The sequence below is a fragment of the Rhizobium sp. CC-YZS058 genome, from assembly GCF_034720595.1.
Classification (GTDB): Bacteria; Pseudomonadota; Alphaproteobacteria; order Rhizobiales; family Rhizobiaceae; genus Ferranicluibacter.
The window spans coordinates 839,780-863,157 of the sequence record NZ_JAYESJ010000001.1 but is presented as its reverse complement, the minus strand read 5'-3'; the positions used below and the strand labels follow the sequence as shown (position 1 = coordinate 863,157).

The following is a 23,378-nucleotide window of genomic DNA, read 5'->3' as shown; positions in this document are numbered from 1 at the left end:
CCGCCCTCTCCTTACGCCCGGATGCCGCGCGCGAAGTGGTAGTAGACCTCGTTGTTGCGCAGATCCTGCTTGAAGGTCGGCAGCGTCGTGTCGTCATTGATGACGGCCAGCTCGATGCCGGCGATGGTGGCGAAATCCTCCAGCATCTCGGTCGTCACATCATAGCTGTAGGCGGTGTGGTGCGCGCCGCCGGCCAGGATCCAGGCCGTGCAGGCGGTCTTGAAGTCCGGCTTGCACTTCCAGACGGCGCGCGCGACCGGGAGGTTCGGCAGGTCGGGATGCGAAACGGCCTCGACCTCGTTGACCAGCAGGCGGAAGCGATTGCCGAGATCGACGAGCGTGACGTTCAACGCGTCGCCGGTGCGGGAATTGAACACCAGGCGGACCGGATCTTCCTTGCCGCCGATGCCGAGCGGGTGGATCTCCACTGCAGGCTTATCAGACGCGATGGTCGGGCAGATTTCCAGCATATGGGCGCCCAGCACCTGCTCTGCGCCCGGAGCCATGTGATAGGTGTAGTCTTCCATGAAGGAGGTGGCACCGGACATGCCGTGGCCCATGACCTTGACGGCGCGCAGGAGCGCGGAGGTCTTCCAATCGCCTTCGCCGGCAAAGCCGTAGCCATCGGCCATCAGCCGCTGGGGCGCGAGGCCGGGCAGCTGGGTCAGGCCATGCAGGTCTTCGAAGGTGGTGGTGAAGCCCTTGAAGCCACCTTCCTCGAGGAAGGCGCGCATGCCGAGCTCCTGGCGGGCATTGTAGAGCAGCCGGTCGTGGCGGGCGCCGCCCTTGGCAAGCTCCGGCTCGACGGCATAAAGCGTCTCGTATTCCGCGGCGAGGGCTTCGACATCGGCATCGCTGATCGCGTTCATCTTGGCGACGAGATCGCCGATGCCATAGCCATTGACCGAGAAGCCGAAGGCCATTTCGGCCGAGACCTTGTCGCCTTCAGTCACGGCGACCTGGCGCATATTGTCGCCGAAGCGGCAGAAGCGCGCGCCCTGCCAATCGGCCCAGGCGCGCACGGCGCGGATCCAGGCGTCGATGCGGGCATGGACGTCCGGGTCCGTCCAGTGGCCGACCACGACCTTGCGGCCGAGGCGCAGGCGGGTGTGCATGAAACCCGCTTCCCGGTCGCCATGGGCGGACTGGTTGAGGTTCATGTAATCCATGTCGATCGTGGCCCAGGGGAGCTCGCGGTCATACTGGGTGTGGAGATGCAGGAACGGCTTCTGCAGCTGCGACAGGCCGCGGATCCACATCTTGGCCGGCGAGAAGGTGTGCATCCAGAGGATGATGCCGGCGCATTCCGGATCGGCATTGGCGGCAATGCACATGTCGGCCGCCTGATCCGGCGTCGTCACGATCGGCCGGTTGACGATTTCCAGCGGAAACTTGCCTTCGCGGCCGAGACCGGCAGCGATCTCGCCGGCATGCGCGGCCACCTGCTCCAGCGTCTCCGGTCCGTAGAGATGCTGCGATCCGCAGACGAACCAGATCTTCAGAGGCTTCAACCCAATCATTGTCTTCTAACCCTTGCTCGAAGTGGCAGTCACCGTCAGACGCTCAAGCGTGTGCGGCATATTTGATGTCGATCAGCTCTTTCATGAGCTGGGTGAGGTCGGCGGAGGCGGTGAGACCCCCGAAGCTGTCATGCAGCTGCCGGTAGAGACCGTAGATCCGCTCATAGACCGCCTGGTTCTCGGCGTTCGGCGCATAGCTCTCGGCGCGCAGCGACGTCATGGCCGCCTTGGCGCTGTCGAAATCCGGATGAGCGCCGGCGAGAACCGAGGCTGCGATGGCGCCGCCGAGCGCGCAGGTCTGGCTGGAACCGGCCACCAGCATGGTGCAGCCGGTCACGTCCGCGTAGATCTGCATCAGCATCGGGTTCTTCTCGGCAATGCCGCCGGTGCAGACGACGCGATCGACCGCCACGCCATACTCACGGATGCGCTCGATGATGGCACGGGCGCCGAAGGCGGTCGCCTCGACCAGCGCACGATAGATCTCGGCGCGGGTGGTGTAGAGCGTCTGGCCGAGCAGCAGGCCGGTCAGGCGCTGGTCGACGAGGATGGTGCGGTTGCCGTTGTTCCAGTCGAGCGCCAGGAGGCCGGACTGGCCGGGCTTCAGCCGGCTGGCTTCGGCCGTCAGCTCTCCATGCAATGCGCCGGAGCCGCCACAGACGCCCTCGACCCACCATTTGAAGATATCGCCGACGGCCGATTGGCCGGCTTCAACGCCGAAGAAGCCCGGGAGGATCGAGCCTTCGACGATGCCGCAAATACCGGGAATATCTCCCGGATTCTTGGAAACGGGGATGACCGCGCAGTCGCAGGTGGAGGTGCCGATGACCTTGACCAGCGTGCCTTCCTCGACGCCGCAGCCGATGGCGCCGTAATGCACGTCGAAGGCGCCGACGGCGATCGGGATGCCGGCGGGCAGGCCGAGCCGGGCAGCCCAGTCGGCGCTCAGCGTTCCGGCCGGCGTTGCGGCATCGTAAGCCACGTCGTAGAGACGGTCGCGCAGATCGGCGAGCTTGGGGTCGAGCATGGACAGGAATTCCTTGTCCGGCAGGCCACCCCATTTCGTGTTGTAGAGACCCTTGTGCCCGGCCGCGCAGACGCCGCGAACGACCGCCTTCGGATCGGTGACGCCGGCGAGTTGCGACGGAATCCAGTCAGCAAGTTCGACCCAGGAATACGCAGCCTCGAACACCTCGGGCGCGACGGTCAGGCAATGCCAGATCTTCGACCACCACCATTCGGAGGAATAGGTGGAGCCGACCATGGCGATGTAATCCGGGCGATGGGCGGCGGCGAGCTCGGTGATGCGCGCCGCCTCGCGCCAGCTTGTATGGTCCTTCCACAGCCAGCACTGGGCGTCGTAATTGTCCTTGAAGCGCGGGTCGATGCCAAGCGCGCGGTTGGCGCTGTCGACCGGCATCGGGCTGGAGCCGGTGGAATCGACGCCGATGCCGGCGACCCGGCTCGCATCGAAATCCGGCTTGCTGCGCGCCTCGGCCAGCGCCTGCGCCACGCTCTTCTCAAGGCCGTACAGGTAGTCGGCCGGGCTCTGGCGCGCGACATTGTGGTCGTTGGAATCGAGGAGGACGCCCTGCGTGCCGCTCGGATAATCGACGACGCCGGTTCCATATTCCTTGCCATCCGAGGCGCGCACGATGAGGGCGCGGACCGAATTGGTGCCGTAGTCGATGCCGAGTGTAAACATGAACGCTCCAGTCTCTGCCTTGCGCGGATCAACCGCCGGCGGCCGGACCAGCGGGTCCTCGATCCGGCCCATTCGGTTCGTCCGCGCTATCCATTTTCATGCCCGGTCGGGCCGGAGACCATCAACGACGAAGGGGCCCGCGTGCCTTTCCTTCGAAAGGGCCGCATTGGCATTTCCGTTCGTTCTGGTATCCTCCCACGCACCGACCCTGGCAGCGGCGTAGAAACATCATATCGTATTACTTTTGTAAACAGGGCCAGCGTGCTTTTTCACCGCCCTCTTTCGCAGCTGCTCTGCCACCCTGGTCGGGACACGAAAAAACCCGGCGCCCTGCGGGCACCGGGTTTGTCGTAACGAACGCTTCTGGACGCCTCAGCGCCCCGATCAGGCGAGGCGCTTGCGAACCTGGTCGCGCAGCACGTTCAGGTCCTTGCCGAAGGCGCGGATGCCTTCCGAGAGCTTCTCGGTGGCCATGGCGTCTTCGTTCAGCATCCAGCGGAAGGTCTTTTCATCGATCGCGATCTTCTCGATCGGCTTGACGTTCTCCGGCGAAAGCTTGCGCTCCAGCGTGCCCTGGTCCTTGTCGAGCTCCTCGAGCAGCGCCGGGCTGATCGTCAGGCGATCGCAGCCGGCCAGCGCTTCGATCTCGCCGATGTTGCGGAAGGAGGCGCCCATGACGACCGTGTCGATGCCGTTCGACTTGTAGTAATTATAGATCTCGCGCACGGAGACGACGCCCGGATCAGTCTCGGAAGTGTACGTCTCGCCGGTCGACTTGACGTACCAGTCGAGGATGCGGCCGACGAAGGGCGAGATGAGGAAGACCTTGGCGTCCGCGCAGGCAACGGCCTGGGCCATGCTGAAGAGGAGCGTCAGGTTGCAGTCGATGCCTTCCTTCTGCAGCACTTCCGCAGCGCGGATACCTTCCCAGGTGGACGCCAGCTTGATCAGGATCCGGTCCCGCTCGATGCCGCGCTCCTTGTAGGCAGCGATAATCTGGCGCGCCTTGGCGATCGAGCCTTCCGTATCGAAGGAGAGATCGGCATCGACTTCTGTCGAGACGCGGCCGGGCACGAGCTTGGTCAGCTCTGCGCCGACGGACACGGCCAGACGGTCGGCCACGGCAGAGACCAGCGCATCGCCGCTCGCGCTCTGCGACTTTGCCCAGCGGATCGCTTCGGCGTTGATCTCGTCGAACAGCGGCGTGCCGAGCGCCTTCAGCACGATGGTCGGGTTGGTGGTGCAATCGACCGGCTTCAGGCGGGCAACCGCCTCGATGTCGCCCGTGTCCGCGACGACCGTGGTCATCTCGCGCAGTTGTTCAAGCTTGGACATGTGTGAAAGCCTTTCCTGTTGCCTTATGCGAGGGCGCCACCAGCATGGCGGGGCAGCCTGCCCGCGCGCTCCTCCGCGCTCGCCGACGGGTATGGCAAAGCTTAGAGAGGGTTGTCAAACCGGCATTTCGAATCCTCTGCCGGAAGAGCGCTTGGTCAGCAGGGACTTTACCAATCGAGCGTCGCGACAAGGGTTGTAGAGGCGCAGCGAAGGGCCCGCGATCCCGCCGTCCCCAGTGATTGTTGAACGCATCCCTCTTCCGGCTGTTCCCTTCCGAAAAAAAGAGGTACGTTCCTCAAAAATTCGGGATCGCCCATGCTTGAGGAGAAGCGGCGAGCCGTGAGACAGACCGGGAGAGAGACGGACCATGACCCTGCTTTATCAAAACGCTGTGGAGACCATCGAGCGGCGGGTCGCCGATCTGCTCGGCCGGATGACCATTGCCGAGAAAGCCGCGCAGATGCATGCGCTCTGGCTGATGCTGTCCGAAGACGGGAATCATCAGGTGCGCACCGACGAATTCACCGGCGCCACCGATCCCGACCAGCTCAAGCGCCTGCTCTCCCTCGGCCTCGGCCAGATCACCCGGCCGCTTGGCTCGCGGCCGATCGACCCTGTGGCCGGCGTGCGGGCGCTGAACCGTTTGCAGAAATTCCTGGTGGAGGAAACCCGGCTCGGTATCCCGGTCCTTTCGCACGAGGAATGCCTTTCGGGCGTCATGGCGCGCGGGGCCACGCTGTTTCCCTCGTCGCTCGCCTATGGCGCCACCTTCGATCCGGAGCTGATCGAGGCCGTGGGGCGGGCAATCGGCGAGGAAGCCCGCGCCATCGGCTGCCACCAAGGCCTGGCGCCGGTGCTGGATGTGGCGCGCGATGCCCGCTGGGGGCGGACGGAAGAAACGCTCGGCGAGGATCCCTACCTGGTCGGCCTGCTGGCCACCCGCTACGTGCAGGGCCTGCAGGGCGAGAAGCGGGACCTGCTGGCGACGCTCAAACACTACGCCGGCCATTCCTTCTCCGAAGGCGGGCGCAACCACGCGCCGGTGCATCTCGGCTGGCGGGAGCTGAACGACACCTTCCTGCTGCCGTTCGAGATGGCGGTGAAGCTTGGCCGCGCCGCCTCCGTCATGCCGGCCTATCACGATCTCGACGGCGAGCCGCTGCATGCCTCCCGCCACCTCTTGACCACGGTGCTGCGCGAGCGCTGGGGTTTCGAGGGGTTGATCGTCGCCGATTATGTCGGCATCAGCCTTCTCTACCAGCATCATGGCGTGGCCGCCGACCGGGCCGAGGCAGCGGCGCTTGCCTTCAACGCAGGGCTGGACGTGGAACTTCCGGGCGAGGATTGCAGCGCGCATCTGGAAACGGCGCTTGCCCGCGGGCTGATCACGCTCGACACGGTGGACGAGATCGTCCGCCGCATTCTGAGCGAAAAATTCCGCATTGGCCTGTTCGAGAAACCCTATGCCGACGACAGCGCGGTCAGCCTCCAGCGGCCGGAAACGGTGGCGCTCGCCCGCCAGGTTGCCACGCAATCGGTCACGATCCTGCAGAATACCGGCATCCTGCCGCTCAGCAACAGCGCGAGCATCGCGCTGATCGGCCCGACCGCCGACGACCCGCTGGCGCTGCTCGGCGATTACTCATTTCCCGTCCACCTTATCGTCAAGGACGAGGTAGAGGCGACGCGGGAGGTGGTAACGCCGCGCGCCGCCTTCGAGGCCGCCTTCGGTGCCAACCGGGTGACCTATGCCAAGGGGTGCCATATCCTCGAGGAGCGCCGCTTCGGCGCACCGGTCTTTCCTGGCGATGTCGACGACAGCACGAGCCTTGCCCTCGCCTCCGCGCTCTCCACGCGCCTCGACCTCATTCCCGAAGCGGTGGCCGCAGCGGAAGCGGCTGATCTTTCCATCCTCTTCCTCGGCGATCTCTCCGGCATCTTCCAGACCGGGACGGTGGGCGAAGGCTCCGATGTCGACAGCCTGGCGCTGCCCGGCGTGCAGCAGCAGCTGCTCGAAGCGGTGGTGGAGACCGGCAAGCCGGTGATTGTGGTTCTCACCTCCGGCCGGCCCTATACGCTGGGTGGTCTGGAGCCGAAGCTCGCGGCACTCGTCATGGCCTGGTTCGGCGGGCAGCAGGCGGGACCGGCCCTGTTCGACGTGCTGACCGGCGCGGTCGAGCCCTCCGGACGCCTGACGATCTCCGTGCCGCGCAGCGCCGGTGCCGCACCCTATTTCTACAACCACAAGCTCAAGAGCGCCGGCACGCCGATCGCCCGCCATTTCGGCAGCGCCTTTCCTTTTGGCCATGGCCTGAGCTACACCGACTTTGCCTTCGAGGACCTCGCGCTCGCCGAAGAGCGGGTCGATCTTGCCACGGGGACGATCGCGCTCGGCCTGACGATCCGCAACATTGGCAGCCGCGCCGGCATCGCCGTGCCGCAGCTCTATGTGCGCGATCGCGTCACCTCCGTCGTGCGGCCGGTCAAGGAGCTGAAGGGCTTCGGGCGGGTGGCGCTTGCTGCCGGCGAGAGCCGGCGCGTCGGTTTCCACCTGCCGACCGACATGCTGGCCTTCACCGGACAGGCGGGCGTCCGCGTCGTCGAACCCGGCGAGATCGACCTGATGATCGGCGCGTCCAGCGCCGATATCCGCCTTCGAGCGACCGCGACGCTGACCGGCGAGACACGGCCGCTGCCGGAAGACTGGCGGATGGAAAGCCGCTTCTTGATCGAGGGCGACTGAGGCGGCTCAGAGCGAAACCGTCAAGCCGCCATCGACATAGAGCGTATGGCCATTGACGAAGGAAGAGGCGTCGGAGGCGAGGAACAGGCAGGCGCCGATCAGCTCGTCCACCTGCCCCCAGCGCCCGGCCGGCGTGCGCTTCTGCAGCCAGTCGGTGAAGGCAGGATCGGCGACCAGGGCGGCATTGAGCGGCGTTTCGAAATAGCCGGGCGCAATCGCGTTGCATTGCAGCCCGTATTTCGCCCAGTCGGTCGCCATGCCCTTGGTCAGGTTGGCGACCGCGCCCTTGGTGGCCGTGTAGGGGGCGATCGAGGTGCGCGCGAGAGCCGCCTGCACGCTGGCGATATTGACGATCTTGCCCTTGCCCCGCGCGATCATGTGGCGCGCCACTGCCTGGCCGACATGGAAGACGCTGGCGATATTGGTCTGCAGCAGCCGTTCGAAGGCATCGGCCGGAAACTCCTCCAGCGGCGCACGGTGCTGCATGCCGGCATTGTTCACCAGAATATCGATCGGTCCCGTCTCCGCCTCGAAACCATCTACGGCCGCGCGGGCGGCATGGTGGTCGGTCACGTCGAAAGCCAGCATGGTGGCGCCGGGCACCTGCGCGCGCGCCGCCTCGAGCTTGGCGGCATCGCGGCCGTTGAGAATGACCTCTGCTCCGGCGGCGGCGAGGCCCCGCGCCAGCGCCAGCCCAATGCCCTGCGACGAGCCGGTGACGAGCGCGCGGCGCCCTGTCAGATCGAACAGCTGAAGACTCATGTCGTCCCTCCCGAATGTCTCGCGACAAGAGCTAGGGACGGAGGCAGAAAGGCAAGAGGCAGCTTACTCGGCAGCCACCAGTTCCTGGACCGGCACGGCGATCTCGGGCCAGAGCGCCTCGGTGGCGGCCATCAGTGCCGGCGTCGCGGCGGCGATCCAGGGGCTCTCCGTTCCCGCCTTGATGCCGATCCGCACCGCGAGCCCGGCTTCGCGCGCAATGACGGCGCCGCCGGCGAGATCCCACATGGTCGTCTGCTTCTGCAAATGTCCATCGAAGGTGCCGCGCGCGGCAAAGGCGAGGCCGACCGAGGTGGACTGGATGGATTCGACCACGAAGCCGGCGCGCCGGAGCCCGAGATTGAGCGCCGCCACCTCCTCCAGATAGATTGCCGCGCTATCGCCGAGCGACAGCACGCGGATTTCCTCAAAGGGCACGACACGCTCAAAAGGCTGGCCGTTGCGATAGAGACCTTCGCCCTGCGCAGCCGAATAGACCTCGCCGAAGGCCGGCAGCGCCACGACGCCGAGCTCCGGTTCGCCGGCCCGAACGAAGCCGAGCGAAATGCCCCAGAGCGGCGAGCCGCGCAGGAAATTGGTCGTGCCGTCGATCGGATCGATGATCCAGTAGGCCTCGCCGGCCTCGCCACCCATTTCCTCGCCGACGATCGCTTCGTCAGGGAAAAACTGGGCAAGGCGGGCGCGGATCAGCTGTTCGACGCTGGTGTCGGCCTCCGAAACGAAATCCTGCACGCCCTTGGCGCGTGCGGCGATGCTGCCGCGCGCCTCGAAGAAGGCGAGCGCCGCGGCCATCGCCTCGTCGACAATTTCGGTGGTGCGCGCCAGCCGCTCGTTCATGCCCGTCATCGGCTCAAAATCCCCTGACCTTCGCCGGCCGCGTCCTTAAGCTTGGCCGCCGGAAGCGACAAGAGCATTCAGGGCTTGCGCGCCGCTGAAGCGTCGAGAACGGCCGACTGAAAGCGCTCGCGGAAATAGGTGCTGGGCGGGCTGCCCAGCATGCGGCGGAACATGGTCGTGTAGGCGGCGATGTTCTCGTAGCCGGCATCGAGCGCGACCGAGGTGACGCTTTCGCCGGAGGCGAGCTTCGGCAGCGAGGCGAAGAGGCAGGCCTGCTGGCGCCAGGTGACGAAGCTGATGCCGATCTCGGCACGAAACAGCCGGGTGAAGCTGCGCCGGCTCATGGTGAGCGCGGCCGCCCAGTCGTCGATGCTCTCCACGGCGGAAGGGGCCTTCAAGAAGCGCCGGCAAAGCCGCGCCAGCCCTTCATGCTGCGGGATCGGCAGGCCGAGCGGGCGGTGCGGCAGGCGGGTGATCTCGTCCAGGAGCAGGTTCATGACCAGCTGCTGGCGGTTGGCATCCGTCGGCCGGCCCTCCTCCGCCACCAGATCCTGCATCAGGCTGCGGGCCAGCGGCGTGATCTCAACAACACGCGGCCTGTCCGCCCCGCCATACAGCGGGGAAACGTAGATTGAGAGCATCTCCACCTCGCTCAGCGCTTCCGAGGCATGGTCGAGCCCTGCCGGGATCAGGAGCCCGTGGCCAGGCGGCACCATGAAGCGGCCATCCGCCGTCGACACCATGACGACGCCGCGTCGCGCGCCCCAGAGCTGGGCCTTGCGATGGGAATGACGCGGCGAACGGTAGCCGAGCGGATAGACCCGGCGAAGCGCGAAGACCGGCGCATTGGCGCCATCGATGCGCTGCAGGCTTGCCTGGTGCTCTGCCGCGTCGGACGGTGGCGCAAGAGCGATTTTCTGTGCTGTCGGCTGTCGCATTTGGCCCACTCACGAAAGAATGCAAGCAGATCGCAAAAGCAGGCCAGCGTCAAGCGCGCTAGAGCATCCGCACGCGACGAGAGGCGTCGCATCCGGCTTACACCGAGGAGATCCCATGGCCAGTGTCGTTTCGCCTTCCCCCCTGACGCCCGCAACCGCCGCCGTCCCCGCCGCGGCCCCGCTTGCCGGCATCGAGAAGACAACCTTCTCCATCATCTTCGCCGCCAGCGTCTGCCATATGCTGAACGACATCATGCAGTCGCTGCTGACCTCGCTCTACCCGCTGCTGAAGGAGAGCTATGCGCTGGATTTCGTGCAGATCGGCCTGCTGACCTTTGCCTTCCAGGTGACGGCCTCCCTGCTGCAGCCGGCCGTCGGTGTGGTGACGGATCGCTGGCCCATGCCCTTCTCCCTGCCGGCCGCCATGCTCTCCACCTGTGCCGGCCTGCTGACGCTCGCCTTTGCCAACAGCTTTCCCATTCTGGTGCTCGGCGCCTGCCTGATCGGCATCGGCTCGGCGATCTTCCACCCGGAAGCCTCCCGCGTCGCGCGACTGGCTTCAGGCGGGCGCCATGGTCTGGCGCAATCCATCTTCCAGGTGGGCGGCAACACCGGCACGGCCATCGGCCCGCTGCTCGCCGCCTTCATCGTCATTCCGCACGGACAGGCGAGCCTCGGCTGGTTATCTCTGATCGCGCTTGCCGGCTTTGCCATCCTTTCCTTTGTCAGCATCTGGTACACCCGCCATCGCCGCAGCATGGCCGGACGACCGCCGGTCAGCCGCACCTTTCCGCTGCCGCGCCGCACGGTCTTCTTCACGCTCGCCGTGCTGGTCGTGCTGACCGCGACGAAGAACGCCTATCTCGCCAGCATCTCCAGCTACTTCACCTTCTACACGATCGAGAAGTTCGGCATCGGCGTGCAGGATGCGCAGCTGCTCCTGTTCCTTTTCCTCGGTGCCTCCGCCGCCGGCGTCTTCTTCGGCGGGCCGATCGGCGACCGCTTCGGCGCGCGCGTCGTCATCTGGTTCTCGATCCTCGGCGTCATTCCGTTCGCGCTGATGCTGCCCTACGCAAACCTGTTCTGGACTTCGGTGCTGGTGATCGTGATCGGCTTCATCTTCTCCTCCGCCTTCTCGGCCATCGTCGTCTTCGCACAGGAGCTGGTTCCGGGGCGCGTCGGGCTGATTGCCGGCATGTTCTTCGGCTTTGCCTTCGGCTTCGGCGGCATTGGCGCCGCGGTTCTCGGCCTCTTTGCCGACCGGCAGGGCATCGAGTTCGTCTATCGCCTCTGCTCCTACCTGCCGCTGCTCGGACTTCTGACCGTGCTCCTGCCCCGCCTGCCGCGCGAACGCGCGGCCTGAACGAGCGAACGGCATCCGGCGGCGGGAACTTTGCCGCCGCCGGATGATTGAATGAACCTCCCCCGCTGATGGGCATCCGCCCGTCTCCCAGTTCGAGGTTCCCGTGTCCGCAGGGTCTGTCAGTACCGCGCTTCCCGCCGAAGAAATTCCGTTCATGTCCGCCATGTCCGACGCGCCTCCGGCGGCGGAAACCATCGATGCGCCTGCACCGCGCCTCTCCTCCTCGCTCATTGCCGCCCGCCTCATCGGAGCCCTGAGGGAAGACCCGCGGCCGCTTCTCTACGTGGCGCGGACCGAATCGACAGCGATGGCGGTGGCCGAAGCGCTGCAGGCGCTGGCGCCGGACAGCGGACCGGTGCTGCTGCCACCCTGGGACTGCCTGCCCTATGACCGGATCCTCCCCTCCCGCCGTGCCATGGGTCGGCGCATGGATGCACTGCGGGTCTGGCTGGACGAAGCGGGCAAGAGCCGCCACGTTCTTGTCGCCCCGCTCGACGCTCTTCTCCAGCGCGTGCCACCGGTCGAGATCATCCGTGTAACGCGGCTGACCATCGAAACCGGCAAGCCTTTCGACCGCGCGGCCTTCGAACGCTTTACCGAGGAGACCGGCTATCTCTCCGACAGCGTCGTCGACGAGCCGGGCGAGGTCAGCTTCCGGGATGACATGGTCGAGATCTTCCCCGCTGGCTGGGACCATCCGATGCGAATCGTCCTGACCGAGGACGAGGTAGTCGAGGAGATGCGCGTCTACGATCCCGAGACGCAGCGCAGCGTGGAAACGCTCGACACCATGCTGTTCGGCCCGGCTTCCGAACTGATCGGTCCGCCGGAAGAGGGTGAAACGATCGAAGGCGGCGACATGGAGCGCCTGCTCTACCGCCACTATGGCCAACTCTCCTCAGTGCTCGACATTCTGCCGCCGTGCCGACTGCTGCTGGCCGAGGAGATGGAGGCGCGACTGGACGCGGCGCTCGATACGATCGCCGAGGCCCGCAGCGCGCAATGCGAGCTCGGCGGGCTTCGCGAGGGACAATCGACGCTGTACCTCTCCGCGCAGGACTGGGAGGCGGGCCTCGCACGCCATGCAACGGCGACACTGGCGCTGACCGGCGGCGAGCGGCTGCCGGACATGCGGGCCGAGCCGGCCGCACCCCGCGCCTTCCTGCGCGAAGAACTGGACAAGGGCCACCGCATTCTCATCTGCGGAGAGCATCCGCGGCTGTCCGCCATGCTGAAGCGTCTGGAAGACCATTCGGGACTGCGCTTCGCCGCCGTTCCGGACTTCTCCGCCCTGAGGGACAGCGACGGCCCGCTTTTCAAAAGCGCGTTCTCGCTCGAGAAAGGGTTCATCGACCGCCAGGCCCGCCTGACGGTCATCTCGGTCGCCGATCTCTTCGGCCATGTCAGCGAGCAGGGCGACGGTGCCGCCGTGCTGCGGGAGCCGGATCTCGCCGTCGGCGATGTGGTGGTGCACCAGGATCACGGCGTCGGCCTGCTGGCGGCGGTGGAAACGGTGGACATTGACGGCGTGCCGACCGATACGGCGCGGCTCACCTATCATGGCGACAGCTCGGTGCGCGTGCCGATGCGCGATTTCGGCCGGATCTGGCGCTACGGCTCGGCGCCGGACACCGTGTCGCTCGACCGGCTGCACACCGATGCCTGGTCGAAGAAGCGGGCGATCGTCTCGCGCGAGATCGACCAGGCGGCCCGCAAGCTCGCCAAACTGGCGCGCCAGCGCGCCGCCACCCCGGCCCCGAAGCTCGTCCCGCCCCGCGACGCCTATGCTCGCTTCGCGCTGCGCTTCCCCTTCCCCGAAACGCCGGACCAGAGCGCGGCGATTGCCGCCGTGCGCGAGGATCTCGCCTCCGGCCGGCCGATGAACCGCCTGATCTGCGGCGATGTCGGCTTCGGAAAGACCGAGATCGCGCTGCGGGCGGCAGCGATTGCCGCGCTGTCCGGGCACCAGGTCATCGTGCTGGCACCCACCACCGTGCTTGCCCGCCAGCACCAGGCCACCTTCGAGCGCCGCTTCGCCGGCACCGGCAAGCGGGTCGCCCTGCTGTCGCGTCTCGTGAAACCGGCCGACGCCAAACGCGTCAAGGCGGCGTTGAAGGAGGGCAGCATCGACGTCGTCGTCGCGACCTCGGCGGTTCTTGCCCGCGATGTCGGCTTCGCCCGGCCGGGCCTGATGATCATCGACGAGGAACACAAGTTCGGCGCGCGCGACAAGGCCGCCATTTCGCGCCTGAGCCCCGGCCTGCATGTGCTGGTGATGACGGCGACGCCCATTCCGCGCACGCTGCAGCAGGCGCTGATCGGGCTGCAGGATGTGAGCCTTCTGACCACGCCGCCCGCCCGGCGGCGTCCCGTGCGCACCTTCCTTGCCCCCTTCGATCCGGCCACGGCCCGCACCGCGCTGCTGCGGGAGAAGCGCCGTGACGGACAGTCCTTCGTCGTCGTGCCGCGGATCGAGGATCTCGCCACGGTCGAGGCGCTGCTGCGCGAGCTGGTGCCCGATCTTTCGGTGTCTATGGCGCATGGCAAGATGCCGGCCGCCGAGGTCGATGAGGTGATGGTCGGCTTTGCCGACGGCAAAGGCGATATCCTGCTCTCCACCAACATCATCGAAAGCGGGCTCGACGTGCCGCGCGCCAATACCATCCTCATCTGGGATGCCGAACGGTTCGGCCTTGCGCAGTTGCATCAGCTGCGCGGACGGGTCGGCCGTGGGCGCATGCAGGGCATTGCCTATCTGACCACCCCGCCCGGCGAACCGGTGGCCGAGGAGACGACGGCGCGGCTGTCCGTCCTGGTTGCCCACGACCGGCTCGGCGCCGGGCTCGCCATCAGCCAGCAGGATCTCGATCTGCGCGGCACCGGCGATCTGTTCGGCGAGGACCAGGCAGGCCATGTGAAGGTCATCGGCACGAGCCTCTATCAGGAGCTGCTGGCCTCCGCCATGGGCGGCGAGCGGGCCGTCGGCAACCGCCTCTTCCAGCGTCCGACCCTGCGTATCGGGATCGACGGGCGCCTGCCGGACGATTACGTGCCCGAGCCCGCCGTGCGGCTGACGCTCTATTCGCGGTTGCTCAAGGCCCGGCGCGTCACCGAGATCGATCGGATCGAGGAGGAGATGGAAGACCGCTTCGGCGCCTGCCCGGCGGAGGCCTTGATCCTGCTTCGCCTCGCCCGCGCCACGGTTGCCGCGGCCGATCACCGGATGACCGAGATCGATGGCGGTCCCCTGGCGCTGGCCTTCAGCTTTTCCCGCAAGCCGGCCGCCGCCACCACGCGGCGCCTTCGCCAGGGCGGACCGCTGAAAGTCAAGGACGGCCGCCTTCTGCTCACCCGGGAAACCGCCGACGGCATGGCGCGGCTGGAACTCCTGGAAACGTTACTCGGCCTTTCCGGCGCGCAGGACTGAGACCGGAACCGGCGGGTTACACACGGAGCCGTAAGGGCGGAGACGCTGCGCATTGCAGCCGCTCCGTCCTGCGCTATGTTCGTGGGAGCGGACGGGGCCGAAGTCTTGGCCGCGTCCATCCTCTGCGCATTCCTTCGCCCCTTCGCCATCTCAGGACTGTCAGCTCATGATCCGTCATTGTGTCTTCATTCGCTTCCGCCCGGCCGTCACCACGGCCGAAAAGGTGGAGATCTACCGGGGGATTGCGGCGCTGGAGGCGCGGATCGACGGCATGCGCACGGTTCACGCCGGCGAAAATGTCAGCCCGGAGACCGGCATGGACAAGGGCTATTCCGAGGGCTTCATCGTCGATTTCGACAGCGCGGCCGCACGCGATGCCTATCTCGTGGATGAGGAGCATCGCCGCCTTGGCGGATTGATCGTCGCCGCCGCAGCCGGCGGGGTCGACGGCGTTCTGGTCTTCGATCTGGAGGTCGGCGCATGAGCGCGGCCTCTTTCCCCTCCAGGCGGTGACCGGCGTGACGATTGCGGTCATCGGCGCCGGCCTCGCCGGCCTGACGCTCGCCCGAAGGCTCCAAGGGCAGGCGGAGGTGACCATCTTCGAGAAGAGCCGTGGTCCGGGCGGGCGCATGGCGCATCGCCGGCGTGGCGCCTTCGACGCCGATCACGGCGCGCAATACTTCACCGCGCGGTCGCCCACCTTCCGGGCGCTGATCGACCAGGCGATGGCGGTTGGCGCGGTGGCACACTGGCAGGTCCCGATTGCCAGCCTGCCGCAGCGGGACCGGCCGGACCGGCAGAGCGAACCCCGTTTCGTCGGCACACCCGGCATGAGCGGGCTCGCCGCCTGGATGGCGGAGGGGCTCGACCTGCGGCGCGCGGTCGAGATCGCCCGCCTGGAAGGCGAGGCGCGACGCTGGCACCTGATCGATAGCGCCGGCGAACGTCACGGTCCGTTCCAATATGTGGTTGCGGCCACGCCCGCACCCCAGGCCGCCCGGCTCCTTCCGGCGGATTCGACGCTGCAGCCGCTGATCGCCGGGGCGCAGATGCGCGGCTGCTTCACGCTGATGATCGGCCTCGATGCTGTGCTGCCGCTCCCCTTCGACGCCGTCCGCATCGACCACCCCGTGCTCTCCTGGCTGGCGCGAACCGCCACCAAGCCGGGGCGCCCGCAGACGGAGAGCCTGGTGATCCACAGCCGCAACGACTGGGCCGATGCGCATCTGGAGGAGGACCGTTCCGCTGTGCAGGCCGCGATGCTTGCGGCGCTGCAGGCGCTGACCGGCCACGACCTTTCTGCCGCGCCCTGGCTCGATCTGCATCGCTGGCGCTATGCCAGCGTGGAACAAGCAGTGGGTCTGCCGCATCTTCTGGATGCCGATCAGGGACTGGCCGCCTGCGGCGACTGGTGCCGGGCAAACCGGGTGGAAGCGGCCTTCGAAAGCGGCGCGAGCCTTGCCGAGGCGCTCGCCGCTCACCCCTGAGGAGGACGGCATGGACCGATCGATACGCCTGACCCAGACACTGACCCTGCTGGGCGCCCTGCCCTTTCTGGCCCTCGCCATCGGCCACGCTGCGGGGCTGGAACTTCGGCTTGCCGGCGATCTGCCGCCAGGCAGCCTTGCCCGCGCTTTCCTCGCCTATGGTGCCGTGATTGCCAGCTTCATGGCCGGCACGATCTGGATGCAGGCCGAGATCCATACTTTGAAGGTCACGCCGCTTCTGCTCCTCTCCAATGCGATCGCGCTTCTGGTCTTTGCCACGCTGATCCTTCCCATGCCGCTTGTCCTTGCCCTTCTCGTGCAGGCCGCGTGCTTCATCCTGGCTCTCGGCTGCGATTCGGTCTCCTATCGCGTCGGCCGCCAGAAGCCCTGGTACTTTCGCCTGCGTTGCCTGGTGACCCTGATCGTGCTCTGCGCCTATCTCGTGATGCTGGTCGCCGGGTGAGGCCGACCAGCCTGCGTCAGCAGAGCCTGTCCCCTGTGTCAGCAGAGCCTGTCCCCTGTGTCAGCAGAGCCTGTCCGGTCTCGCGTTGCCGCGCGGCAGCGATGCGCAAAACGCACAGCACCTTGTCTCGGATCTCTGTAGAAGGAGGCAACAGACAGTGGAGACGACCATGAACGCCAAGCACAGCTTCCAGACCGCCGCGGTCCGCAGCCGGATCTGGGACAGCTTTGTTGCCACCCGCAGCGACGCCGCACCCCGCGACATCGCCAAGCGCCAGCAGCGCGGCCTCTAAGACATACAAGGCCGGCCCCGCCCTGAGACGGAGCCGGAAGAAGAGCCGCTGAGCCCTCAGCCCTCACGCCCGAGAAGACCGCGCGATGCCAGATTGCGCATGAGGTCGGCAAGACCGAAGGTCCAGGGCGCACAATCCGTCGTCAGCCGCACCACATTGGTCAGAGCCCCGAGCTTGGGGCTGGCGATCGTTACCCGGTCGCCCACATGGTGAGTGAAGCCCTGACCAGGTGCATCCCGGTCCTCGACCGGTGCGAACAGCGTTCCCAGAAACAGAACCAGCCCGTCCGGATATTGATGATGCGGCCCGATCGTTTGGGCGACGAGATCGGTCGGATCGCGGCTGATCTCGCTCATCCGGCTCGCGCCCTTCAGCACGAACCCATCCGCTCCCTCCACCGTCAGTTCCAGCTCGGCCTGACGGACATCGTCGAGGGTGAAGCTTTCATCGAAGAGACGGATGAACGGACCGATGGCGCAGGAGGCGTTGTTGTCCTTCGCCTTGCCGAGGAGCAGGGCCGAGCGACCCTCGACATCGCGCAGGTTGACGTCGTTGCCGAGCGCCGCGCCCTTGATCGCGCCGCGGCTGTCGACCGCCAGCACGATTTCCGGCTCCGGATTGTTCCAGCGCGAGACCGGATGAATGCCGACATCGCTGCCGTGACCGACGGAGGCGAGCACCGGCGCCTTGGTGAAGACCTCGGCATCCGGCCCGATGCCCACTTCCAGATATTGCGACCAGACGCCCTCCTCGATCAGCGCCGCCTTGACCCGCTCGGCCTCGGGCGAGCCGGCCTTGAGATTGCGCAGGCTGTCGCCGATCAAGGCGCTGATCCGGTCGCGCACCTTGGCCGCAAGGTCAGGATTGCCGGCAGCCTTCTCCTCGATCACGCGCTCCAGCATCGAGCGGGCGAAGGTGACGCCGCAGGCCTTGACCGCCTGCAGATCGACGGGCGCCAGGAGCCTGATGCCGGTGGCGGAACCGTTGAGCACCGCCTCGAGCGTACCCACAGCCTCGCCCGGCTGCGCGGCGATGAAGGCCACAGGGTCGGGCTGCTCCATGACGTCGCGCACCGTCGGCGCTGCCTTGGTGGTGATGTCGATCACCTGACCGTCCCGGAGCGTGACGACCGAGGGCCCGGCGCGATCATCGCGCCAGACACGGCCGATGAAACATCCCGCTTTGTAGACCTGCTGCATGTCCATTCCATCCTTCCGCAGGGCAGTTCTTAGCACCGCCTGCATTTTTGCAATTTCGCCAGCAACTTAGCTGCGCTGCCCTCACCGGATCAAGCCGCTTTGCAGCCGTGCGTCGCGGGATGCCCCACTGGACGGGGATCACATCCCCGTCATCGGGGTGACATCGGCGGATGATCGTGCGAAGATGAACGCCAGATGAACAGAATGAATCCCGCGATTCCTCACAAAGGAGCGACCGTCATGTTCATGGGTCTCTTTACCGCCGCCGCCCGCACGCCGAACCTGGCTGCCGCCGCCGCCTCCGTGACCTCCGCCCTGCTCTACGAGAGCGATCTGGACGATGCCGAGATCGTGGTCAGCCAGAGCGGCTCGGCCTTGGTGCTGGACGGCACGATCCGCAGCGACGATCTGCGCCGCCGGGCCGTGGATCTTGCCCGCAGCCTGGTCGGCTGCGAGGTTCGGGACCAGATCGTGCTTACCTCCTGAGGGTCAGGCCGCCACCGCCACGATAGCCTTGATCAGGCCTGCCTTCTCGTGCGCCCAGCGCGGAAGGTCGTCGATGACGCCGGTCAGCGTCGTGCGGTGGGTGATGAGCGTGTCGACCGGCACGGCGCCGGAGCGGATCGACGCCATGACATGCTCGAAGTCTTCCCGCGTGGCATTGCGGCTGCCGACCAGCGTCATTTCCCGCTTGTGGAATTCCGGGTCCGAGAAGCGGATCTCGTCCTTGACGACGCTGACGAAGACCAGCGTGCCGCCATGGGCGACGAAGCCGAAAGCGGCCTGCATGGAGCCGCCATGGCCGGTGGCGTCGAAGACCAGATCGAACCCGTCGCCGCCGCTTGCGGCCAGCACGTTCTCGAGCGTCTCGGCACCAGCCAGGATGCCCGACGAGAAGCCGAAATGCTGACTTGCCATGGCCAGCCGCTCGGCACTGGCGTCGAGCAGCGTGACCTCGTGGCCGGCAATGCGGGAGAAGAGCGCGGTGCCGAGGCCGATCGGCCCGGCGCCGATGACGAGCGCCTTCGACCCCGATGCGCCGGCGCTACGGCGCACCGCATGCGCGCCGATCGCCAGGAACTCCACCGTCGCCGCCGCTTCCGGGGACAGATCGCCCGCCGGATAGAGATTGGCGACGGGGACGAGGATCTCCTCGCACAAGGCGCCATCCCGGTGAACGCCGAGGACCTCGATCGCCTGGCAGCAATTGGGCTTGCCCTTGCGGCAGGCGAGGCAGCGCCCGCAGGCGAGATAGGGATTCACCACGACCAGCGAACCGGGCGCGAGCGACGCATCGCCCGCCGTTTCGACCACATGGGCGGAGATCTCGTGGCCCATGACGCGTGGATAAGCGAGGAAGGGGTGCTTGCCTTCATAGATGTGGTAGTCGGTGCCGCAGATGCCGACATGGCTGACGGCGAGGCGCGCCCAGCCGGGCTCAAGGGCGCCCGGGGCCGGCTGCTCGGACAGTTGAAGCCGCCCCGGTTCCTGGCAGATCGCCGCTTTCATGATGCTGCAGTCCTTGCTTGTCTGAGAAGTCTTGCCCGACGGCCGGTGCCGTTCACCGGCTTCCGCGCCGGCGCAGCTGGTCGAAATAGACGATGACGATGATCAGGCCGCCCGTGATGATGCGCTGCCAGAAGGAGTTCAGGTTCATCAGGTTCGCGCCATTGTTGATGGTGGCGAGGATGAAGGCGCCGAGCAGCGGACCCTGCACGGAGCCGACCGCGCCGAACAGGCTGGTGCCGCCGATGACCGAAGAGGCGATGGCCTGCAGTTCCCAGCCTTCGGCCTGGGTCGCATTGCCGATGCCGATGCGCGAGGCGAGCAGCAGGCCGACGAAGGCAGCGCAGGTGGAAGAGAGGATATAGGCCGTGTAGATGGTGCGCGTGACGTTGACGCCGGAAAGACGGGCGGCCTCGCTGTTGGAACCGACGGCGAAGAGATAGCGGCCCCAGCGGCTCAAGTGCAGATAGACATAGGCGGGGATCGCCACCACCAGCACCATCCAGAACAGGCTCGGCACGCCGAGGAAATCGGCTCGCGAGAACTGCGTGAAGCCTTCATGGCTGATCGAAATGGTCGAGCCATTGGTGATCAGCAGGCCGATGCCGCGCAGCGAGGTGAGCGTGGCGAGCGTGATGATGAAGGGCGGCAGGCCCATGCGCACGATGCCGAAGCCATGGAAGGCTCCGATGGCGACGCCGATCAGCAGGGTAATCGCCATGGCCGGCCAGAGCGGCACGCCATAGGAAAGCAGCCAGGCAAGCGCCACGCTGGTGAAGCCGACTACGGCGCCGACCGAAAGGTCGATGCCGGCGGTGATGATGACGAAGGTCTGGCCGACCGCAAGGATGGCCGTCATCGCGCCCTGGCGCAGCAGGTTGCTGATGTTGTTCGACGTCCAGAAGCTGTTGGTCGCCAGGCCCAAGAGCAGCCAGAGGAACAGCAGCAGCCCGAGCAGGGTCAGCCCGAACAGGATGTTCATGCCCTTGCGCGGCACGCGCGCGGTCTCCGTTGCGGTCTCAACGCTCATGGTCTGCCTCTCCCCTTCCACTCAAACTCACTGTATCGGCGCGTCAGACGCCGATGGCCTCGGACAGGACCTCTTCATGCGAGGCACTGCGATAATCATGGCTGGCCACCAGGCGCCCCTGGCGGAACACATGCAGCCGGTCGGCCAGTTCATAGACCTCCGGCAGGTAGGAGGAGATCAGGATGATCCCGGCCCCCTGCTCCAGAAGCCGGCCGAACAAGCGGTAGATCTCCGCCTTTGTGCCCACATCGACGCCAACCGTCGGCTCATCGAAGATGAAGAGCTTGGCACCATGGCTGAGCCATTTGCCGATCACGATCTTCTGCTGGTTGCCGCCGGACATGGCCGACGCCAGCACCCGGCGGGTCGGCGTCTTGATCTTCAGGTCGTTGATCTGCTTGTCGGCATTGGCATGCTCGCGCGAGCGGCTGATGGTGAGCCCGCGCGACAGACGATCAAAGACCGGCAGATTGATGTTGAGCCCGATCGGCAGGTTGAGGCAGAGGCCCTGGTCGCGCCGGCTTTCCGGCGCCAAAGCAATGCCCAGATCCATGGCCTGGCGCTCGTTGCGGATCTCGACCTTGCGGCCTTCCCAGTGGATTTCGCCGGCCGTGACCTTTTCGCGGCCATAAAGGCCGAGCGCGAATTCGCTGCGGCCGGCACCGATCAATCCGTAGAGACCGACGATCTCGCCGGCGCGCACGGTCAGCGAGACATCCTCGAAGCCCGGGCCGCTGAGGCCGCGCGTCTCGACGATCGGTGCGCCGATCGTCATCGTTTCCTTGTGGTAGACCTGGTCGAGGCTGCGGTTGATCATCATCGAGATCAACTCGGCATCATTGGTTTCGCCGATGAGCCGCGTGCCGACATGGGTGCCATCGCGCAGCACCGACACGCGGTCGGCGAGTTCGAAGACCTCTTCCATGCGGTGGCTGATGTAGACGATCGTCACACCTTCGGCCTGAAGGCGGCGGATGAGGCGAAAGAGCTGCGCGGATTCCTGGCGGGTCAGGTAGGCGGTCGGCTCGTCGAAGATCAGGAACTGCGTGCCGCGCATGGCGGCGCGGGCGGTGGCCACCAGCTGCTGCTGGCCGATGGTCAGGCTCGCCAGCGTCGCCGCGGCCGGCAGGCTGAAGCCGAGATCGTCGAGCACGGCCTGGGCGGCGTCCGTCATGGCGCGCTTCTTCAGAAGACCGCCGGAATCCATTTCGTCGCCGAGGAACATGTTGGCGGCAACGGTCAGGTGCGGGCAGAGAACCACTTCCTGGTGGACGGCATTGATGCCGCGCTGAATGGCCTCGTTCGGGCTTGCGAGCGCGACGGTCTCGCCGCACCAGAGAATATCGCCGGAGGTTCGGCGGATGACACCGGTCAGGAGCTTGATCAGCGTCGACTTTCCGGCGCCGTTTTCACCGACGATGGCGTGGATTTCACCGGACAGGAAGGTCAGATCGGCAGGCTTCAGAGCCTCGACGGCGCCATAGAGCTTGCGCAGGGCACGCAGTTCCAGGATCGGCTGGCCCTTGGGAACCGGATGGCCGGCAATCTTGATCCCGCGCGGCTTGGCCAAGGTGTCGTTCGGCCGCAGACCGGCATCGTACACATCTGACATGAAGACCTCCACTCGCATCCATCCGGCCCCGCGCGGCCGATCAGGCAACGCGGGCGGACAGAAGCTTCACCCAATGAGATGCGTGGGGTGGCCGGCCGAGCCGACCACCCCGGTTCGAGATCAGTTGATCTTCGGGTTCAAGAGAGCGTCGATCTTCGGCTCGGCCATGTTGGCCTTCGTCACCAGGTTGGCGCCGGTGTCGACATTGGCCTCGACCTTTTCCTTCTTGGAGGCGGCGAGCGCCGTCTTGATGCCGTCATACCCCATGCGATAGGGGTCCTGCACCACGAGGCCGGCGAGAACGCCTTCCTTGAGGAAGCCGACCGTCTTCTCGTCGCTGTCGAAGCCGATGACCTTCACCTTGTCGCCGAGCTTGTTTTCGGCAATCGCCTGGCCAACGCCCTGCGCCATGATGAGGTTCGAGGCGAAGACGCCGACGAGGTTCGGGTTGGCGGTGATGAGGTCGGTCATCATGTTGAGGCCGGTGGTTGCCTGGCCGTCGGCATACTTATCGGCGACGACCTTCAGGCCTGGATATTTGGCCGCGATCTGCTCCATGAAGCCGGCGCGGCGCTGATCGAGCGAGCCGACGCCCGGCAGACTCGTGATGATGGCGATTTCGCCCTCTTCCTTGCCGGTCGCTTCCTTGATTGCAGCCGCCAAGCCGTCAGCGGCGATACGTCCGCCCTGGGTGTTGTCGGTGGTCAGGAACGAGGTGAAGGCCTTGGAGTCGGCAGCCGAGTCGATACCGATAACCGGAACGGACTTGGCGGCTTCGTCGATCGGCTTGCCGAGTGCCTTGAATTCGGTCGGCGAGATGACGACGGCGGCCGGGCTGCCGGCGACGGCGTTTTCGAGAATGCTGATCTGGCCGTTGATGTCGGCTTCCGACTGGGCGCCGAGTTCCGGCACGTTGACGCCGAGATCCTTGCCCGCCGCACGGGCGCCGGCCAGAACGATCTGCCAGTAGAACGAGGTGGTGTCCTTGACGATGATCGGAATGGTGACGTCCTGCGCCATGGATGCCGCCGGCATCATGGCAGCGAAGAGCGCAGCGCCAGCCAGGCTGGTGAAGCCGCGACGGCTGAGAGTCGATTTCAGAAAGGTCATTTGGTTCTCCTCCACACGTCTTGGTCGTCTC

The 23,378-nt window shown here is 66.3% G+C and carries 19 protein-coding genes; 8 read left to right on the top strand and 11 right to left on the bottom strand.

Annotated features, from left to right (window positions below):
- Positions 1–11 precede the first annotated feature (11 nt).
- The 3 genes from araA to tal all read right to left on the bottom strand — a co-directional run bounded on the left by araA (position 12) and on the right by tal (position 4,560).
- Positions 12–1,520 (bottom strand): L-arabinose isomerase, encoded by a 1,509-nt coding sequence (araA, locus tag U8330_RS04195; protein ID WP_323103881.1) that lies wholly within the window; start codon positions 1,518–1,520, stop codon positions 12–14.
- A 43-nt stretch (positions 1,521–1,563) separates the two neighbouring features.
- A complete protein-coding gene (locus U8330_RS04190; RefSeq protein WP_323103880.1) occupies positions 1,564–3,225 on the bottom strand; it encodes a ribulokinase in 1,662 nt (553 codons plus the stop codon).
- A 384-nt stretch (positions 3,226–3,609) separates the two neighbouring features.
- Positions 3,610–4,560, bottom strand: coding sequence for a transaldolase (gene tal / locus U8330_RS04185; RefSeq protein ID WP_323103879.1), 951 nt, complete (start codon positions 4,558–4,560; stop codon positions 3,610–3,612).
- A 367-nt stretch (positions 4,561–4,927) separates the two neighbouring features.
- Here tal and U8330_RS04180 point away from each other — a divergent pair, with 367 nt between their 5' ends.
- Positions 4,928–7,303: a glycoside hydrolase family 3 N-terminal domain-containing protein gene (locus U8330_RS04180; protein ID WP_323103878.1), complete on the top strand. Its 2,376-nt coding sequence runs from the start codon at positions 4,928–4,930 to the stop codon at positions 7,301–7,303.
- A gap of 6 nt (positions 7,304–7,309) precedes the next feature.
- On the opposite strand, the gene U8330_RS04175 is transcribed toward U8330_RS04180, so the two are convergent.
- The 3 genes from U8330_RS04175 to U8330_RS04165 form a co-directional block, all read right to left on the bottom strand.
- Positions 7,310–8,065, bottom strand: a complete 756-nt coding sequence (locus U8330_RS04175) for an SDR family oxidoreductase (RefSeq protein ID WP_323103877.1) — start codon at positions 8,063–8,065, stop codon at positions 7,310–7,312.
- A 63-nt stretch (positions 8,066–8,128) separates the two neighbouring features.
- Positions 8,129–8,929: an inositol monophosphatase family protein gene (locus tag U8330_RS04170; protein ID WP_323103876.1), complete on the bottom strand. Its 801-nt coding sequence runs from the start codon at positions 8,927–8,929 to the stop codon at positions 8,129–8,131.
- Between the two features lie 68 nt (positions 8,930–8,997).
- Positions 8,998–9,858 carry a helix-turn-helix transcriptional regulator gene (locus tag U8330_RS04165; protein WP_323103875.1) on the bottom strand — a complete coding sequence of 287 codons (861 nt, stop codon included), beginning with the start codon at positions 9,856–9,858 and terminating at the stop codon, positions 8,998–9,000.
- A gap of 253 nt (positions 9,859–10,111) precedes the next feature.
- Between U8330_RS04165 and U8330_RS04160 the strand changes: the two genes are divergently transcribed.
- From U8330_RS04160 to U8330_RS04135, 6 genes are all read left to right on the top strand, one after another.
- Complete coding sequence (locus U8330_RS04160) at positions 10,112–11,221, top strand: MFS transporter (RefSeq protein WP_416236898.1); 1,110 nt, start codon at positions 10,112–10,114, stop codon at positions 11,219–11,221.
- A 154-nt stretch (positions 11,222–11,375) separates the two neighbouring features.
- A complete protein-coding gene (locus tag U8330_RS04155) occupies positions 11,376–14,648 on the top strand; it encodes a helicase-related protein (RefSeq protein WP_323103873.1) in 3,273 nt (1,090 codons plus the stop codon).
- Between the two features lie 166 nt (positions 14,649–14,814).
- Positions 14,815–15,132, top strand: a complete 318-nt coding sequence (locus tag U8330_RS04150; protein WP_323103872.1) for a Dabb family protein — start codon at positions 14,815–14,817, stop codon at positions 15,130–15,132.
- Between the two features lie 34 nt (positions 15,133–15,166).
- Positions 15,167–16,135: an NAD(P)/FAD-dependent oxidoreductase gene (locus U8330_RS04145; protein WP_323103871.1), complete on the top strand. Its 969-nt coding sequence runs from the start codon at positions 15,167–15,169 to the stop codon at positions 16,133–16,135.
- Positions 16,136–16,145: 10 nt separating this feature from the next.
- Positions 16,146–16,598, top strand: coding sequence for a DUF3429 domain-containing protein (locus U8330_RS04140; protein ID WP_323103870.1), 453 nt, complete (start codon positions 16,146–16,148; stop codon positions 16,596–16,598).
- A 169-nt stretch (positions 16,599–16,767) separates the two neighbouring features.
- Complete coding sequence (locus tag U8330_RS04135; RefSeq protein WP_323103869.1) at positions 16,768–16,890, top strand: hypothetical protein; 123 nt, start codon at positions 16,768–16,770, stop codon at positions 16,888–16,890.
- 56 nt (positions 16,891–16,946) lie between these two features.
- On the opposite strand, the gene U8330_RS04130 is transcribed toward U8330_RS04135, so the two are convergent.
- Positions 16,947–18,095, bottom strand: coding sequence for a fumarylacetoacetate hydrolase family protein (locus U8330_RS04130; RefSeq protein WP_416236815.1), 1,149 nt, complete (start codon positions 18,093–18,095; stop codon positions 16,947–16,949).
- A 234-nt stretch (positions 18,096–18,329) separates the two neighbouring features.
- Between U8330_RS04130 and U8330_RS04125 the strand changes: the two genes are divergently transcribed.
- Positions 18,330–18,575 (top strand): BON domain-containing protein, encoded by a 246-nt coding sequence (locus U8330_RS04125; protein WP_323103867.1) that lies wholly within the window; start codon positions 18,330–18,332, stop codon positions 18,573–18,575.
- Between the two features lie 3 nt (positions 18,576–18,578).
- On the opposite strand, the gene U8330_RS04120 is transcribed toward U8330_RS04125, so the two are convergent.
- From U8330_RS04120 to U8330_RS04105, 4 genes are all read right to left on the bottom strand, one after another.
- Positions 18,579–19,598 carry a zinc-binding alcohol dehydrogenase family protein gene (locus U8330_RS04120; protein ID WP_323103866.1) on the bottom strand — a complete coding sequence of 340 codons (1,020 nt, stop codon included), beginning with the start codon at positions 19,596–19,598 and terminating at the stop codon, positions 18,579–18,581.
- Positions 19,599–19,650: 52 nt separating this feature from the next.
- Complete coding sequence (locus U8330_RS04115; RefSeq protein WP_323103865.1) at positions 19,651–20,625, bottom strand: ABC transporter permease; 975 nt, start codon at positions 20,623–20,625, stop codon at positions 19,651–19,653.
- A gap of 43 nt (positions 20,626–20,668) precedes the next feature.
- Positions 20,669–22,237, bottom strand: a complete 1,569-nt coding sequence (locus U8330_RS04110) for a sugar ABC transporter ATP-binding protein (RefSeq protein WP_323103864.1) — start codon at positions 22,235–22,237, stop codon at positions 20,669–20,671.
- A gap of 120 nt (positions 22,238–22,357) precedes the next feature.
- Positions 22,358–23,347 (bottom strand): ABC transporter substrate-binding protein, encoded by a 990-nt coding sequence (locus U8330_RS04105; protein ID WP_323103863.1) that lies wholly within the window; start codon positions 23,345–23,347, stop codon positions 22,358–22,360.
- Between the last annotated feature and the right edge of the window lie 31 nt (positions 23,348–23,378).